At 48.0% G+C, this 16,014-nt stretch carries 13 protein-coding genes and 1 pseudogene; 6 read left to right on the top strand and 8 right to left on the bottom strand.

The annotated features are described in order from the left end of the window. Positions 1–109: 109 nt before the first annotated feature. Together EL633_RS26240 and EL633_RS26235 are read right to left on the bottom strand one after the other, a co-directional pair. Positions 110–1,489, bottom strand: coding sequence for a vWA domain-containing protein (locus tag EL633_RS26240; RefSeq protein ID WP_126630233.1), 1,380 nt, complete (start codon positions 1,487–1,489; stop codon positions 110–112). A 176-nt stretch (positions 1,490–1,665) separates the two neighbouring features. Then, positions 1,666–2,028: a VOC family protein gene (locus EL633_RS26235; protein WP_126630232.1), complete on the bottom strand. Its 363-nt coding sequence runs from the start codon at positions 2,026–2,028 to the stop codon at positions 1,666–1,668. A 131-nt stretch (positions 2,029–2,159) separates the two neighbouring features. Between EL633_RS26235 and EL633_RS26230 the strand changes: the two genes are divergently transcribed. Continuing rightward, the gene (locus EL633_RS26230) at positions 2,160–3,143 is read left to right on the top strand and encodes a helix-turn-helix transcriptional regulator (protein ID WP_161982452.1); all 984 of its coding nucleotides are present in this window, start codon (positions 2,160–2,162) and stop codon (positions 3,141–3,143) included. A 137-nt stretch (positions 3,144–3,280) separates the two neighbouring features. Here EL633_RS26230 and EL633_RS26225 read toward each other — a convergent pair whose 3' ends face one another. Both EL633_RS26225 and EL633_RS26220 read right to left on the bottom strand, forming a co-directional pair. After that, on the bottom strand, positions 3,281–4,771 hold the full coding sequence (locus EL633_RS26225; RefSeq protein WP_126630230.1) for a M6 family metallopeptidase: 1,491 nt from the start codon (positions 4,769–4,771) through the stop codon (positions 3,281–3,283). Between the two features lie 414 nt (positions 4,772–5,185). Then, complete coding sequence (locus EL633_RS26220) at positions 5,186–6,091, bottom strand: LLM class flavin-dependent oxidoreductase (RefSeq protein WP_126630229.1); 906 nt, start codon at positions 6,089–6,091, stop codon at positions 5,186–5,188. A 362-nt stretch (positions 6,092–6,453) separates the two neighbouring features. On the opposite strand from EL633_RS26220, the gene EL633_RS26215 reads away from it, so the two are divergent. The 5 genes from EL633_RS26215 (at position 6,454) to EL633_RS26195 (ending at position 10,458) form a co-directional block, all read left to right on the top strand. After that, positions 6,454–7,362 (top strand): AraC family transcriptional regulator, encoded by a 909-nt coding sequence (locus tag EL633_RS26215; protein ID WP_126630228.1) that lies wholly within the window; start codon positions 6,454–6,456, stop codon positions 7,360–7,362. Between the two features lie 155 nt (positions 7,363–7,517). After that, on the top strand, positions 7,518–7,940 hold the full coding sequence (locus EL633_RS26210; RefSeq protein ID WP_161982451.1) for an ester cyclase: 423 nt from the start codon (positions 7,518–7,520) through the stop codon (positions 7,938–7,940). A 305-nt stretch (positions 7,941–8,245) separates the two neighbouring features. Then, the gene (locus EL633_RS26205) at positions 8,246–9,325 is read left to right on the top strand and encodes a Gfo/Idh/MocA family protein (protein WP_126630226.1); all 1,080 of its coding nucleotides are present in this window, start codon (positions 8,246–8,248) and stop codon (positions 9,323–9,325) included. 212 nt (positions 9,326–9,537) lie between these two features. After that, positions 9,538–10,008, top strand: coding sequence for a DUF4395 domain-containing protein (locus EL633_RS26200; protein WP_126630225.1), 471 nt, complete (start codon positions 9,538–9,540; stop codon positions 10,006–10,008). Positions 10,009–10,011: 3 nt separating this feature from the next. After that, positions 10,012–10,458 carry a thioredoxin family protein gene (locus EL633_RS26195; protein WP_126630224.1) on the top strand — a complete coding sequence of 149 codons (447 nt, stop codon included), beginning with the start codon at positions 10,012–10,014 and terminating at the stop codon, positions 10,456–10,458. A 56-nt stretch (positions 10,459–10,514) separates the two neighbouring features. On the opposite strand, the pseudogene EL633_RS26190 reads toward EL633_RS26195, so the two are convergent. The 4 genes and pseudogenes from EL633_RS26190 to EL633_RS26175 form a co-directional block, all read right to left on the bottom strand. Next, a pseudogene (locus tag EL633_RS26190) lies at positions 10,515–11,069 on the bottom strand (SDR family oxidoreductase); the annotation flags it as partial. Between the two features lie 80 nt (positions 11,070–11,149). After that, complete coding sequence (locus tag EL633_RS26185) at positions 11,150–11,545, bottom strand: (R)-mandelonitrile lyase (RefSeq protein WP_126630223.1); 396 nt, start codon at positions 11,543–11,545, stop codon at positions 11,150–11,152. Between the two features lie 249 nt (positions 11,546–11,794). Then, positions 11,795–14,062 carry a glycosyltransferase gene (locus tag EL633_RS26180; protein WP_161982450.1) on the bottom strand — a complete coding sequence of 756 codons (2,268 nt, stop codon included), beginning with the start codon at positions 14,060–14,062 and terminating at the stop codon, positions 11,795–11,797. 164 nt (positions 14,063–14,226) lie between these two features. Beyond that, on the bottom strand, positions 14,227–15,849 hold the full coding sequence (locus tag EL633_RS26175; protein ID WP_126630221.1) for an ArnT family glycosyltransferase: 1,623 nt from the start codon (positions 15,847–15,849) through the stop codon (positions 14,227–14,229). Positions 15,850–16,014: the final 165 nt, after the last annotated feature.

The following is a 16,014-nucleotide window of genomic DNA, read 5'->3' as shown; positions in this document are numbered from 1 at the left end:
AAAACTGAGCATTGCTCAGTTTTTGAAACCACATAGAAAACCGCTGGAGCGCCAAAGGCGCGAAAACAACACTCAGTGGACATGGATTTCATGGAAATCTGATACGCACTTAGTGGTTATCCGGCCTGTGATCTTCTGGGGGTGTCGGAGGCTGTGGGGATTTCCTGTGATCTTTATGGTTACGGGAGCGTTGCTGCTGTGTATAATAGATTTCTTTGAAGTCTGCTGGAGCCATAGGGGACTGTACCATCTTTCTGGCAAGGTGGTTGATTGATGATAGTTCATACTCGATTTCAGGGTTGGCAGCGGCATAGGGGCTCATGGCAGCCGACGCTCTCTGGAGATTCTGTTGGGCGCCAACATAATCTCCACGATTGTTACTGACTACCGCTTCGCGACGGGCACGATCGGCTTCGTGTTGCGCGATCAGCGTCATGACGTGTGGATCGTGGGACTCACCTTCACAGGCACTCTTGCTGGCATAAGAGAAACGCAATTCCTGCCAATCGCTGGCGTGCTCAGTGTTATCTGAGCGCCACAGCAGGCGTGCACGGATGATCTGCGGTTCTGATTCCTCCTGTTGATCTGGGAAGGTAAAGCGTACAACAATAGGACGTTCCTCACTATGTTGTAGATCGCCGATGGAAATGATGCGGCGCAGAGGATTGTCCCTGTCCGACTTGAGCCAGTAAGGACTAATCAGATCCAGCTCTGTTCCCTGGGATGTTTCAACCTCCAGGCGGACCTGCATGGCGGCAACCGAGAGGAGATCACCCAGCTCGCCTACGAAGGTATGAATGATTTCCTCTGGTGAGCGTAGATGATGGAATTGTCCACCGCCAGCAACTGCCATTGGCCCGAGGAGGAGTTCGTCGTAATCGGTGCCGATCCCAAAGGTGCTGGTGGAGATAGCGCTCTGCTCGCGCATCGAAGCCGACTGACTGGCGATCTGTTCAGGATCGACAATGCCGACGTTAGCCAGGCCATCGGTGAGGAGGAAGCAACGCTTCAATGCCTGCGTGGCAACCTCAGACTCTGTATCGGCAAGGCTCTGGCAGCCGGTCAACCAGCCTTGATGCAAGGCGGTAGAGGCACGTGCTTGTAGTGGAGTGAGCTTCTCGCGTAGCTGGCTTTTAAGTTGTGGTGTGACTCTCGCCGGGGATTGGATTGTCTCGATCTGATCATCGAAGGCGACCAGGGATAGCGTGTCGCGTGCCGTTAAGTGGTCCAGCACTGAGAAGACAGCCTGTTTGGCTGTTTGTAGCTTTGTCCCATGCATGGAACCACTACGATCCAATACCAGGGCCAGTTCCAATGGCAGGCGCTTATATTCTGCCGCTGCTGCTGCTGTATCATGATTGACATGGGCGAAGAAGACAATGTAACGACTCTTATCTGTCGCATGGATAAGGGACTGTTCAGGGCTTGCCGTAAGATCAACCTTTATCGCCGAGGGAGTCTGTGAGTCCTTGTTCTGCTCATAATCCATGTTGGGCTCTCCTTGCTCTATGATTATACACGCATTTACATGTATATAGACGCCAGAGAGCGCGTATTTTTCCTGTTTGCTCTGTACTTCTGCAGGTTGGTCGATGCCTGCGACATTGACCGGACCGAGCTGCAGAGGTACAGAGTAACCTATAATGCGAGCTGAAGGGGAAGAACCTATTTTTCGTCGAACGAAAAGTGTGGGTTTTCCACAATGCCGAGTGTATTGCCGAACGGATCAATGACTGAGCCGATACGGATGCCATCGCCAACATCTTCTATCGGCTCATGTTCTTTTGCACCCTGATCAATAAGGTGCTTCCAGGCTTCATCAGCATTAGCGACTCCCCAATAGGCGGTGGGACCTGACGTACCTGGTTTAGTTGTTGGGCTCAGGCCTAACTCAAATCCACCGACATTAAAGCCAACATAAAATGGCTGGTCAAAATAGGGTTGGATGCCGAGGATCGAACTATACCATACCTTTGCTTTCTCGATATCTTCCACACCATAGACGACTGTTCTTAAACCTTGAAACATTGCGCTGTCCTTTCTTTTCCTTACAGATGGAATACTCTTCTTCTGAGGACGAGTATAGGATAGAATATGGCAAGAATCGGTCCTATTTGAAAGCCAATATTTGCATAGCCGAAAGAAAGAATATTTGTGTTATGTACTCACCTGTTTCCCGCCTACTGATAGTGCTCAATCTATTACAGGCGCGCTCAAGTATTACTGCTAAAGAGCTAGCCGAGCGCTTAGAGGTCAACACGCGTAGTGTGCGGCGCTACATCATCATGCTCCAGGATCTCGGTATTCCTGTTGAGACGGAGCGTGGACGCTATGGAGGCTATCGACTTCGACCTGGCTTCAAGCTTCCTCCTTTGATGTGGACAGAAGAGGAAGCGGTGGCTGTGACATTGGGTTTACAGGCGGTAAAGCTGCTTGGATCAGGTTCATCTCAACCTGGTGTGGCAAGTGCCCTGGCAAAAGTAGAACGTGTCCTTCCTCGCAATATTTTGGAACAGGTTCAGGCTATTCAGGATATGGTGGTTCTACAGCCGGAGGCCGCTTCAGATCAGGTCAGTAGTCGGTGGGTGAGCCTATTGAGTATGGCAGCTTATCGAGGACAACGCAGCCGGATTACCTATCAAGCCAAAGATGATCAGCAGACAGAGCGTGTATTGGATTGTTATAGTGTGATCTATCTCCAAAAGCATTGGTACGCCATTGGCTACTGTCACCTGCGCCAGGACATTCGTCTGTTTCGATTGGATCGGATACGCAACGTTGAACGTTGTGAGGAGTATTTTACACGTCCCAACACCTTTGATGCGCTGGCTTATGCCCTGCAAACGATTGCTGCTATGCCCTCGCGCTGGCTGGCTGAGGTATTGCTTGAAACAACGCTTGAGCAGATTTCCTGGGCTGTTCCACCAACCTTTGCCACGCTTGAAGAGAGATCTGATGGGATTCTGTTACGTGCCTATGATGATGATCTCGACCATCTGGCACGTTTCCTTGTACATCTTGGTTGCCCTTTTCTGGTAATGCAACCGCCAGAATTACTCGAAGCCATGCAACGACTGGGAGAGAAGATTACTGCCATGGTCGTACAGGCACAGCATTATCAGATGCATCACAAACTTCCATAAGGTGCGCAAATTTTAGCACTGACAGTTCACGTCTGCGGCTACCCGCTTATGTGGTACGAAACGAACAGGGAGAGACGAGCGCCTCTCCCTGTTCGTTTTCTCAAAAATGTGCGTCTGTGGAAAACAGACACATAGCCTTAGTTACTGGCAACCGCAACATCATCGACATAGAAGGAGGTAGGATTTTTGCTGCCATTGGTGGCTGCAAAGGTGATTTCTACCGTCTGACCTTTGTATGAACTCAGATCAAACGATGATTTTTGCCAGGTGCCAGTTGCGCTGCCATCACTCAGTTTTTGTGGTGTACTGAGGACTGTTCCGCTCGTATTCCGAACTTGAATAGACATAAAATCAAAGGAATGCGTCGTTTCAGTCGTGGAGACATACCAGTAATAGCTCAGGTTAGCAGAGGTACTGCTGTCAGGTATCGTTACTTTCTGATAGATGGTATCCTGGCAATTGTTATAGCCACAGAGATAGGCACTGGCAGAGCCTGTATGAGGATTTGAAGTATCTATGATCTCATATCCTCCGCTTGAGCTCTCTACCCAGGGAGAACTCCCATTTTCAAAGCCACCATTTTGCAGCAAGTTGCCGGTTGGTGTGGGTGTCACGGTGGGCAGAGGCGTTGGAGTGCTGGTAGGACCGGTGGTAGGTGTAGGTGTTGGTGCAGGTCCAGAGCTACCAGATGCCAACCATTCGGTGCCGTTGGGGAAAAGAATATTATCCTGGGCGGCAGGATCATTCCAACCATTGTAGCAGGTATTACCAGAGGCACAGGTACCATCATCAATGGCTGAACTATCACCCATAGCCAGGACACGACCTCCACCATAGGTACTGCCAGAAAAGAACGCTCCAGTGGTGCCTGTATTTGAAGCGCTGGCACGATAAATAATACCATGAGCAGCCGCGTTATCGCTTGGATGCAATGTTTCAGTCGTACCATTACGAATGATACTTCCCTGGGCCGTCCCAAATGGTCCATTTAAGAGCGGATCTCCACCAGGTTTATCATTGCCAGGATTTTCTGAAGCAATGTTCAGTGCATCAAACTGGATACCAAACACATCATTTTTGACGCCATTGTTGTTCATAAGATCATTGAAAATCTTCAGCGAGTCAGAACCATCGTTGTTGCGATCACTACCAGTATGGTCAGCAATCATAAACAAGCCACCGCCATTACTGACAAAGTTCAGAATAGCGGTTTTCTCACTACTGGTGAAGAGGGTATTTGGCTCAGGAATGACAAAGGCATTAAAATGGCTGAGATCTTGAGCATTGCTGTTATTACCATAGGTAATGGTGCTGGTATTGGTTTTGAGACTATAGCGGCCTGTTTTTTGTAGTGCCACGCCCCAGGCGCTTATGCCACCGGTCCAATCTGTTTCAGACTGAGGATGAGCATTCTGGGCCAATGGATCAGGTTGACTGGTGCTGATGACCCAGTCGGCATTGCCGGCTGTTTCAGCATGAGCGTTATCAAAGAGCACATTGTATGTGGCTGAGGCATGGGCGGTATGCTGGGTTGATGATTGTGGCGCAAATAAGATGGCACCCAGGCTAAAAAGAAAAACACAGAGGGTAATGAAGAGTATGCGTAGACGGACATGTGGTTGCGACATAGCATCCTTTCCTTTTCGCAGTCATGTTGAACCTATAGCATGCCGGCACATAAATTTCTTTTCATTGTTATGTGCTACATGCGAGTGGTTCAATGCTTCTTATTCCTGCTGTTGGCGGCAGACAGGAGGTACGACACGAAGATTGGTGACGAGCAAGAAAAAATATCTGGCATGCTTTATAGCAGCAGAGGCCATAAAAAATCTTCTAGTAAGAGTATAAATGATATGAGCGAAAAAAGCGCGGTTTCAAAGATAAAATTTTGAATGGTTATCCAATTTAGTTAGCGTTATATGCCGATGGTGTTTTTGACGCTTCGCATCCATGGCGCTCGATTTTTTGTGTATGAGGAGATCAAACGGTTGTAACCAGCCTCTGATCTCTTTATACACAGAGTTTAAATATTTGACGATTTTTTAAGCAAGTTGTGGAATCAGGGTACTGAGTTGTTGCATGAAGTGAAGTTGCTGTTCTATGGGGGTATCGAGTTGCCCTGGATCAAAAATAATCTGGTCCACGCCTAAATCCTGCATGTGGAAAATATCTCCGGTAATCTTCTCAAAAGAACCGGTGAGGGGCAACTCTTTTCCAGGAACATTAACGGCGCGGATAATGATTTGAAGTCTGGCTGCATTGCGACCGGCCTGTTGGGCAATGCTACGGAAGCCAGGGATAGCCTGCTCTGAAATCTCCCAGGGCATATTACCAGGCATGACCCCATCCGCAATCAAGGCGGCACGTTGGAGTGCGGCAGGGACAAATGCACCTAAAATAATAGGAATCCCCTCAGGATTCAAGGGTTTTGGGCCAATCTCAGATTCAGCGATGGTATAGAAGCGGCCCTTAAAGCTAACAGGATTTGCGCCCCAGATGGCACGCAATGCCTGTACATACTCTTCGAAGCCGGCTCCACGACGTTTCATGGGAACACCAGTCGTCTCAAATTCATCTGGCATCCATCCCTGTCCAAGTCCGGCGATGGCACGCCCACCGCTGAGTTGATCGAGCGTTGCAAAGCGTTTGGCCAGCACAACGGGGGGATGAAATAATGCATTGACAATACCTGTGCCCAATTTGACACGTTCCGTTTTTGCAGCCACATAGGTCAGTGTCTCCAGCGGATCATAGCAGGTTCCATAGAGATGTGATTGCAGCATAGGTTCACCGCCTAAGACTCCGGGAATGGGGCGAGTGGGACGGAGAAGGTGTTCATACGTCCAGACAGAATCGAAGCCTAAGCGCTCAGCTTCTTGTGCGATGAGAACAATATTGTGAGGAGAGACGCTATGGCCGCCGTGTGGTAATCCAAATCCTAGTTTCAAGGGTAGATCCTTTCACAAAAAGCAGGAACTGTACCTGATCTACTATATCATACCAGCCGTCTTTTGCCCATCTCTTTGCAAGCATGCAACGCTCCCAATCCACCAGCGACATGAAGAAAGGCTACCTTTCCGGCGGCCCTTTTTAAACTTGACTTGACTTTTGGATCCACGATACAATATCTTGCATGTAGAGTATCTCGACTGTCCGACTCTGACGTCGCATGGTGGGATTCTGCGCTTCAAATCTTACCACAAACGCAAAACCATCACTTCCTATACCAGATAGCGATGGACTGTGGGAAAACGGCCTGGGATAGTGTTGGCGGATAATGTGAGGTAGAATAGGTTCCAAGGAATGTGGCATGACAAATATTCGTGATGATAGGTTGCCTTTACCTTTGTCCGGGCGTGTCATGACTTCACGTGAGCTGGCTCACTGGGGCCCACTGGCCCTTGATGAGCAATATCAAGCTCCCGGTGAATGTGGCAGTGCGCATGGACAGGCAGAACATGTGGTCATTGTCCAATTGCAGGACATGCCACGGTGTCAACAGCAGTGGGCTGGTCGCCTACAAGATCACGCGCAACTGCATGGTACTTTCTCCATTATTCCAGCTTATATGACCCACCACTGGCGCTGGTTCGGCAACGCTCATGATCTTCATCTCAGTTTTGCCCCTTCCTTCTTCGCCGAATTAGCGCAGCGCACCTGGACGTTTGACGCAGCTCGTGTCGAGTTACGTGATGATTGCTATGATTTTCGTGATCCCTTCCTGTGGCGGCTGGTCTCTGCATTGCGGATGGAGGTCTTTTTGACAAATATCCATGGCTCGCTCTATGTCAGTGAACTAAGCGATCATGTTGCCACTCATCTTCTGCGTTATCATTCTACTCTTGCTGAGCAGGTAAAACGACGGCTATCACCGCATGTGGGACAACTCTCATTTGCGCAACTACGCACTGTTGTTGAATATATCGAAACCCATCTTACAGAGTCCTTGTCTCTTGATACCCTGGCTGCCACAGTTGGGGTGGACCGCTACTGGTTTAGCAAGCAATTTCATCGTTCGACAGGGATGCCTCCTTATCAGTATGTGATCTTTCAGCGCATTGAGCGCGCGAAGCGATTGTTGATGCACAGCACACATACTCCTGCGGAAGTTGCCCAACTCGTGGGTTTCGCTGATCAGGCTCATCTCACACGCCTGTTCCGCCGATATGTGGGAATTACCCCGGGCGCCTTCACAAAGTCTCATCGGTACTTTCCTTGAGCGATCCTTAACACGCCAAGAATCTTCAAGACATTCTCTCTCTTTCTTGCTATTTTAGAAGAGAGCGAGCATTCGTATGAGGATTGTCCTCTCTCGCCGTCCACAGAACATTGTGCATCAATTCAATCATGATATGTATGGATAGGAGAAAAAGTATGGCTTCTTCAGCACAGAATCAGGCCAGTGACGTTGCCCGTGCCTACTTCGAGGCCCAAAATCGGCACAATACCGAGTGGCTTATGCAATTGTTTGGATCGAGTGGGACCTTTCAAGATCCGACCATGTCTGCTCCCATTTCTGGTGAGAAGTTACAGCAAGCATTTGCAGCTGGTTTTGTGTCCTTTCCCGATATGACGTTTGAGGTTCTTGATCTCTTCGATGATGGCGCCGATCGTGTTGCCGTTCAATGGCGATGGCGTGCCACCAATACGGGACCGTTGGGTGATGCCCCTCCCACGGGACAGGCGATAGATATTGCTGGCATGGATCTGCTCGTCATCTCTGAAGGAACGATCCAATCGGCTCGCGCCTACTTTGATCTGGCTGCCATGACCAATCAACTTTCAGGAAAAGCCTGAAATTACTCTCTTTCTGGGGGCAGGGAAGAGGCACGGCATATGATTGTTTTGTGCCTCTTCCCTGCCCCTTTCTCATGGAACCTCGTTGAAGACATTCTTCCTTTTCTCACGTACCTGGTAGGCTACTATTTCAGTAGCATGCTTTTCACTTGCTGGCCGTTCACAGTGAATAATCTCTAACAGAATGGTCTTCCTGACGTAATATAATAAGAGGGAGGTGAGCCAGAGGGCTGTTAGCCCTCCGGTTTACCTATTTGTAAGAGATTGGTCTGGATGTTGCAAGCTTGTGAGATAAGGGGGAAAGTATGAAACCGGTCGTATTTGGCATTATTGGTGGAGGTTGGCGGACACAGTTTTTTTTGCGCGTGGCGAGAGAGTTGCCTGAACATTTTCGTGTGAGTGGAGTCGTTGTGCGCGATAGTGAGAAGGGACAACGTATGGAGGCTGAGTGGGATGTTGCCACCTATCGAACACTCGATGCCTTGCTCAATGCGGGTCAGGTCGACTTTATGGTTGTTTCCGTTCCATGGTCTGTTACTCCTCCGATGTTACATGCCCTGGCTGAGCGAGGAGTGCCCGTGTTGGCAGAGACACCACCTGCGCCTGATCTTGAAGGCTTGCAGGCACTGCATACGCTTACTGAACAGGGAGCAAAGATTCAGGTCGCAGAACAATATCAGTTTCAACCGATGCATGCTGCCAGACGGACGGTCGCTTCCTCTGGCAAACTGGGGACGGTTACGCAGGTGCGCCTCTCTGTGGCCCATGGCTACCATGGTGTTAGCCTGCTACGTATGCTGCTTGGTGTTACCGATGCGTTACCTACGATTAGCGCCTATACTTTTACCGCGCCACTGATAGATGGTCCAGACCGAGACCTTAAGCTTGAACAGCAACAGGTTATACAGGCAACATATACAACGGCGTTGCTAGATTTTGGCGAGAAACTGGGAGTCTATGACTTCTGTGGATCTCAGTATTTCTCCTGGATCCTCTCACCACAATTTCTGGTGCGAGGTGAGCGGGGAGAAATTCATGACACAACTGTGCGCTACCTCGAAGATGTGCATACACCCATTACCTATGAATTAATCCGGCAGGACACGGGGCAGAATGGAAATCTGGAAGGATTGTATCATAAAGGCATCCTTGGTGGGGCCCAGTGGCTTTACCGCAATCCTTTCCCACATGCGCGCTTGAGTGATGACGAGATTGCTGTGGCGACCTGTCTCGACAAGATGGCACAGTATGTGGCAGGCGGACCCGCTTTCTATACGCTGGCTGAGGCTTCGCAGGATCATTATCTAAGTATCTTAATCAATCAGGCTGCTCAGACAAAGCAACCGGTGCAGGCGCAGCCACAGGTGTGGATGTCAAGCCTCTAGGACTGAGCCAGTCAGCGCTGTTAGTCATTCACCGCGTTTGCTTTGTAGATGATATTGGAGCAAGGGATTTCGTTTTGGATGAAAGCTTTGAAGTATCGAAAATTGCCGAGGGCGCGTAAATCAATCCTGGAATATTTTTAACTCCCATTGTGGTTTTCCTTTATATCAGGAAATTCTTATATCACGTCTTAACCAATGGGAGATCTTGTCTTATGGTATCTATTCCACGATTAGATGCGCACATGCTTAAATTTTCGCAAGTATGTGTGCTTGTCTTGACTGCACTCAGCTTTCTTTTTAATGCGCCAATCCTGGTTCTGATTACGGGTCTGGCACTGGCCCTTAGTGCCCTTGTGCCTGCGGCTAGCCCTTTCAGATTTATCTATCGGCAGATTTTGGTTCGTGCAGGCTGGCTCAAGCCTCGCATTGTTGAAGATGATCCAGCGCCCCATCGTTTTGCTCAGGGGATTGGCGCTACGTTTCTATTGGTTGCGAGTATCGTGTTTTTCTTGTTCCATGCTGCAACCCTGGGTTGGATTTTGACAATCCTGGTCTTTATATTGGCCGCAATCAATGTTTTTGTGGGCTTCTGCGCTGGTTGTTTTGTCTATTACTATCTTGGACGCTGGGGATTACTGCCGCGTGTGCGTTACGAGGGTGGCTTTCATTGGAGGGGTATCTAAGATATGACCGATTTTACCCTCCGGCTCATGGTTTTGCTCGCGATCTGTCTGTTCGGAAGTGTCGCTATTTTGATTGGTCGTCGCATCGTTGCACGCCGTCGTCGACAAGCCATGGCAGCCGCACCATTTATTGTGCCTTCCTCTTCCCAGGCTGAGACGACGCATCCAGTACGTATTTTAGCCTTTAGCAGTGACGATTGCCGTCAGTGCCATACGTTGCAGCAACCCGCTCTGGATCGCTTATTGAAGCAATATGGTGAGCAGGTTGCTGTGGTTACTGTTGATGCTGTGAGCCGGCATGATCTTACTGAACGCTACAAAGTTCTGACCGTACCTACGACGGTTGTACTTGATACCCACGGGAATGCACATGCTGTCAATTATGGTTTTGCGAACACGCAACGCTTGCAAGAGCAGGTCGATACCGTGTTAAGTCTTGCTGTTTCATAAAGGTTTGAATGAAAACAGACTAACTGGAACCATCCCAGAAACGGTCAGCCAGGGACTTAAAGCTCCTGGCGCGTGGGACGAAACAGAAGCTCGTTAATGTCCACTTCTTCTGGCTGGCTCATGGCGAAGACGACGGCTTGCGCGAATGATTCGGCTGGAATTGCCACGTCCTCATAGAGTTTTCGGACGTTTTCGGCGATATCCGGCTCTGTTACGCTGCCGGGCAGTTCCGTGGCGATCGCGCCCGGTGAAATCACTGTTGTGCGTATGTTGTAGGGCTTTACTTCCTGGCGTAGTCCTTCGGATATGACCAGCACAGCGGCCTTCGTCGCCGCATAGACGGCGCTGCCGGGGCGAACCTTATGACCCGCGACCGAGGAAACGTTGATGATCTGTCCTGCTTTCTGCTGTTTCATATATGGTAGCGCGGCGGCAATGCCATAGAGCATCCCCTTCATGTTCACGTCGATCGTCCGGTTCCAGTCGTCGATCTTGAGTCGCTCAAGGGGCGAGTGCGGCATCAGCCCGGCATTGTTGATGATGACATCAATACGCCCGTAAGTCTGCACGGCGGCATAGACCAGATGCTTTACCTGCTCGGCGTCAGTCACGCTTTTCCTTCGATGTTTTTACTCATGTGATTGCAACCCTTTTACTTGATTTGCTTTTTCTGGACATTCTTTTGTTACGATCAGGCCTGGTATTGTTCGTCACTGACTTTTTCCATCCAGGTGACCGTCTTGCCGTCAAGCTGTTCCTGAATGGCAATGTGCGTCATGGCCGTGGTTGCCGTGGCACCGTGCCAGTGTTTCTCACCTGGCGCGAACCAGATCACGTCACCCGGCCGAATGTCCTCGATCGGACCTCCCCAGCGTTGCGCCCGACCGTAGCCAGCCGTCACGATCAGAGTCTGACCCAGTGGATGGGTATGCCACGCTGTTCGCGCGCCAGGCTCGAATGTAACACTGGCACCGCGCCCCCGTGCTGGATCAGGTGCCTCGAACAAGGGATCAACGCGCACCGCGCCGGTAAAATACTCGGCTGGCCCTTTGCCAGACGGGGATGAGCCACTTCTTTTGATATCCATGTGTAGTATTCCTCCAGATTATTTACACTAGCAGAGAGGTATGTACTCTGTCTCACCAGTATTATAGCCATCCTCCCTGACAAGCTGATAGAATAATTCTCGCAAATGATTGCGTAATGCTGCAAACTTTTGAGATGAGAAGGTCATCATCGCCTCAAAAGGCGCCCACTTTTTTTCCTCAAAAAAGGTGGGTTGTGGAAAATTTGCACATGGCGCTCAGGAGAAAGTTTCCATGATATCTCTAATAGTTCAGGACCTAGCAGGTTTCTTTTTGATCTGGTAGCCGAACCAACTGCGGTGGATGATACCAAGTAAAAGCCCCATAAACAGAACAGCCCAGAAGATGGAACCCAGGTCGGTATCTCGTAGGAAATAATTGCGATGAATAAACACATTGTAGACGCATGCGCTCAGTAAAAGAAGAAATAAGAGCGTTTGTACAAAGACTTCGCGCAAGTAGATGCCCGCCTCCTGCGTTTTTCTCGTGACTTTATAGGCAGGTTTTTTATTTGGTCCGTAGGTAAGGGCGAGAAAACAGGACTTCATAAACACAAAAATCATCCCAAACCACATTTGTCGTGCGCGCCAGTTTTCTTCAAATGTCGTGGAGCCGTTGATAATAGTAAGTAGGAGTTCAATACTTGCTGCATAGAGCCAAAAGTGAAGCATGTAATCCAGGTTGTTTGTAGTAAATGGATAAATGCCTGTAAATAAGCTAATAACTGGAGTAAACAAAAAAATGCAGAGTGGTATACTAAAGAGATAAAATAAGCCCAACTCTGTAAATTGCATTCTTTGTTTGAATGACAATCCTTTTACAAACCAGGGATTTTTCCAGAGAAAGATGCGCACTGTATCAAGAGCCCAGGTTCCCAATTGCTTATAGACATTAGGAATATCCTCTGGCGATGTTTGTCCAACTGCTCCTACTACGGGGAGATAGGCATTTTTAAAGCCATGTTGCATGGCCACATAGCCGGAATAGAGGTCTTCTACCAGGTTCCAGGTTGGGAATCCCCCGATTTCCTCAAGTTTCTTTCTGCGCCAGACCAGGCCACTCCCACAAGGGAACACAGCATTGGCTGCATTACGTGAAAGCATCACACCGCGATAGAAAAAGGATTGTCGATTACCAAAGGGATCTCCTTTACTGACAAGTGTATCTTTAATCGTCTGCACATATGCTACATCTTTGTTGCGATGCAGATGTCCAATTGTGTAACGGAGAAATTGTGGTGAGCCGATCACATCATCCGCGTCTCTTGTCTCGATAAAGGCAATTTCGGGATGATTCTGGATGATATAAGCCAGCATTGAATTAAGGTTACCATCTTTGGCGCTTCCCTTGCGTTCCGGATTTCCTTTGCGCGGTGGTTCATGGTACACAACTTGCGTCATAGGATAATTATGTTGGATCGTCTGTACCATCTCCTTCATGGCGGGTCGATGGCTATCATCACCAACAATAATCAAGAGTTTGTGTTGTGGCCAATCCTGACTGAGGACACTCTCAATCGTTGTCTGCACCATATCAGGTGTTTCACCATAGGTAGGAATACAGACCGCCACCTTTGGTTCTTGTTTTTGTGGCATCTGAATTAATGGATAGACGATGCGTGTCCAGTTATTATAAATGCTGAGTACCACGATCACTGTCAGATAACACATGCTTAAGAAGAAAGGAATAGATAGCCAGAGCGCATTTTTGTTGAGCACCTGAAGTAGCCAGGGAAAATAGAATGCGGCGACTAGAATAAAGATAATTCCAGTTAAGCGTAATCGAACATTACTAACCTTTTTATTGCCGCTGGCAAGTCCCTGGACGGCTGAAGCCGGAACGGTTGCGAACTTATCCAATCTCGATGAACCCATCAGGGCAGGAATGCTTTGCGTTGCGAGCTTTTTGAATGCCCTGGTTGGGAATGATGCGAGCATTTCGATCGTAGAAGTTGTCCTGGCACCGAACGAGGTGTCTTCTTCGTCATCATCGATAGCGAACATTGAACTGGTAAGTTGATCTGGAAACGAAAGAGCAGTACGGGAATTGTCCACACTTGATGTGTGCTGAGTTGGCAATTCGGTAATCTGTTCCTTTTTTTTCTCGGCCTGATCCTCATCGTTCTTGATCGGCTCAACATAAGAAGTGGATGTGTCAGATGTGGCATGTGTATCCGCTACACTTGTGATAACTTGTGTAGGTAATTCAGTAATTTGCTGTTTGTATACAGGTCTTCTCTGAAGTGAAGATGCTCTGAATTGTGGAGCAGATGAATATTTTGGTGAACTGGAAGCATTGTCATCCTTTATCTTTGATCTGACTGGCAATTCAGGCAGAGGATTGACAGGCAAATCCTGTTGCGGCACTTCAGCAACACTAGATTGTTCAACGTTGTCTGCAACTGTCTGAGTGAAAGCTGCAGTATTATTCATAGATGTTGATGATTCAAACCAATCCGCAGGTAGGGATGAAATACCCTGGACTTTATCTGTCGCTGATTTTTCTTGAATTGACGCCATCCTCTGTTTTCGAAGCTTAGACTTAAGAGGTTGACCCGCTTTTGTATGGGTTGAAGACGGATCATGAGCCATGTGAGTACCTTTCTAAATGCAGTGCCGGGGTAAATCTTTTACCTACAGTTTCTTTGTGAGATCGTCTGTTTTGTATCTCTGTCCATATTGTTTTACCGGTTCGCATGCAGATTTTTGTAAATTGTTGTCGTGATGGTATAGCGCTTATACTGTAAATCTGGTCCCAGTTGAATGGCGCTGCTCGACGTATGATAGACAGGAATGAATGTGTGGCAGGCTTTAATCTGTTTTCTTAGTGCATCTGACCAGCTATAGCTCCCTTTTTCATCCACATACCAGGTGTAATCACAAATATTTTCGCTATTCTCCTTATTGTTAATTCTGTAATTATCATATACCGCCCACGGGTCTTTTGTCTTATTATCTGCGTATAGATACATGGTATACGGCCATGCATTATCAATCAGAAATTGATCTCCCATCTGTGAATGGGTACTAAGGTAAGTAGCTGGTTGCCTCACATCGGGCCAGGCAAAATCGAGAATATAGAGTCCGGCCGCTCCTACAATAGCAAGAAGCATACAGAGAACTGTCGCAAGGGGTTTGCCAAACCATTTCTTTTGCCAGAGATAAGCACAGAACAGCCCCATTAAAGGATAGAGAAAGAGAAAGCCAAAGATAACATGTTTATTATCACTCACGGGATTCCTGGATAGAATATGGTAAGCGGGCCAGATGAGTCCAGCCAGTAAAAGGATCAGTGCTTCTTTCTTCCTCGGTGCCACGAAAAATCCCAGGAGGGCAATGCTCAATGGTAGTAATCCCAAATAAAGTTGGGCTGCAATAATTGTTGCTTCTGATGATCCAAATGTTGGTTTGTTCCGTGAAGACCAGAGAAGCCAGCTACCGACCTGATATTGAAAGGATAGGAAAAAAGCTAGAAAGACGGCGATAAATATGAAGAGAAAGAGACAGATATCTGTCACGCTTTTTTGTTTACGGAATGTGATAAGAATGCCAAGTATTGGTAGCATCATGAGTGCGATAGGGTATTTGGCAATTGTCGCGATGGCGAGTGAAATTGCGCTGATGGACAGCCATAGGCGATGGTCACTCTTGAATCTGGTCATGGCCCACAGACTGATGGATGTGAAGGTTAATGCAGGAACATCATACACACCCAAATGTGCCAGGGCCAGCAGAGGACCGCTGAAAACAAAGAGAACGACTGAAAAGAACGCAGCTCTCACCCCAAAAAGATTTTTGGCAGTCAAATAGGAAAAGAGCACCGTGAAGCATGTCAGGATTGCCGCAATGGCCCGTATCCCCAGTAAACCATGAAGCGTATATCCTATCCCTGAAAGAACTGGCCATAGTAGAGATCCTGCAAACCAGACGAGATACCCATCTGTAACTCCCTTTCCATCCAGAGTCCGTAGTCCAGCTGTTGCGTAGATCGCTTCATCATAGAATGGTCCAGTCTTTTGCGCGTAGATGATGATGCCTTGAATGAGAGCGAACAGAAATAAAAACAGATAACTGGTAATTACATATCCTGTATCATTTTTTTTCTCTTGCTTTTTTTTCTTCTGCTCATTTTTTTTTGGATGTGTGTCTTTCTCGGGGGAAGTCGCACGCGCGGTATTCCCCTTAAAAATATCTATTGACGGATCAGGAATATGAACAACTTCAGTTGGTTGTTCAGCTATGAAAGCGTTCCTTTGTGACCGATGGTCATCGATCACATCCGTCTTTTTTTTGACGTTAAATTGCATTTACAAACCTTTTCGCCCATCTTCTAAAAAGAAAAAATCATGATTTCACGATTATCATCACCAGTGATTGTTGATTGAAAGCATTCTCTAGAAAAAATCAAAGGAAGAGAAGCTTTCACTTTGTCATGTCTGATGGAGGGATCGATGCACCACCATACAAAGATT

The sequence above is a fragment of the Dictyobacter alpinus genome (assembly GCF_003967575.1).
Classification (GTDB): Bacteria; Chloroflexota; Ktedonobacteria; order Ktedonobacterales; family Ktedonobacteraceae; genus Dictyobacter; species Dictyobacter alpinus.
This window is presented reverse-complemented; position numbering and strand designations above follow the sequence as displayed.

Coding starts and splice junctions, on each gene's coding strand:
- EL633_RS26240 (WP_126630233.1), bottom strand. CDS start 1,489: ATGGATTATGAGCAGAACAAGGACTCACAGACTCCCTCGGCGATAAAG.
- EL633_RS26235 (WP_126630232.1), bottom strand. CDS start 2,028: ATGTTTCAAGGTTTAAGAACAGTCGTCTATGGTGTGGAAGATATCGAG.
- EL633_RS26230 (WP_161982452.1), top strand. CDS start 2,160: ATGTACTCACCTGTTTCCCGCCTACTGATAGTGCTCAATCTATTACAG.
- EL633_RS26225 (WP_126630230.1), bottom strand. CDS start 4,771: ATGTCGCAACCACATGTCCGTCTACGCATACTCTTCATTACCCTCTGT.
- EL633_RS26215 (WP_126630228.1), top strand. CDS start 6,454: ATGACAAATATTCGTGATGATAGGTTGCCTTTACCTTTGTCCGGGCGT.
- EL633_RS26210 (WP_161982451.1), top strand. CDS start 7,518: ATGGCTTCTTCAGCACAGAATCAGGCCAGTGACGTTGCCCGTGCCTAC.
- EL633_RS26205 (WP_126630226.1), top strand. CDS start 8,246: ATGAAACCGGTCGTATTTGGCATTATTGGTGGAGGTTGGCGGACACAG.
- EL633_RS26200 (WP_126630225.1), top strand. CDS start 9,538: ATGGTATCTATTCCACGATTAGATGCGCACATGCTTAAATTTTCGCAA.
- EL633_RS26195 (WP_126630224.1), top strand. CDS start 10,012: ATGACCGATTTTACCCTCCGGCTCATGGTTTTGCTCGCGATCTGTCTG.
- EL633_RS26185 (WP_126630223.1), bottom strand. CDS start 11,545: ATGGATATCAAAAGAAGTGGCTCATCCCCGTCTGGCAAAGGGCCAGCC.
- EL633_RS26180 (WP_161982450.1), bottom strand. CDS start 14,062: ATGGCGTCAATTCAAGAAAAATCAGCGACAGATAAAGTCCAGGGTATT.
- EL633_RS26175 (WP_126630221.1), bottom strand. CDS start 15,849: ATGCAATTTAACGTCAAAAAAAAGACGGATGTGATCGATGACCATCGG.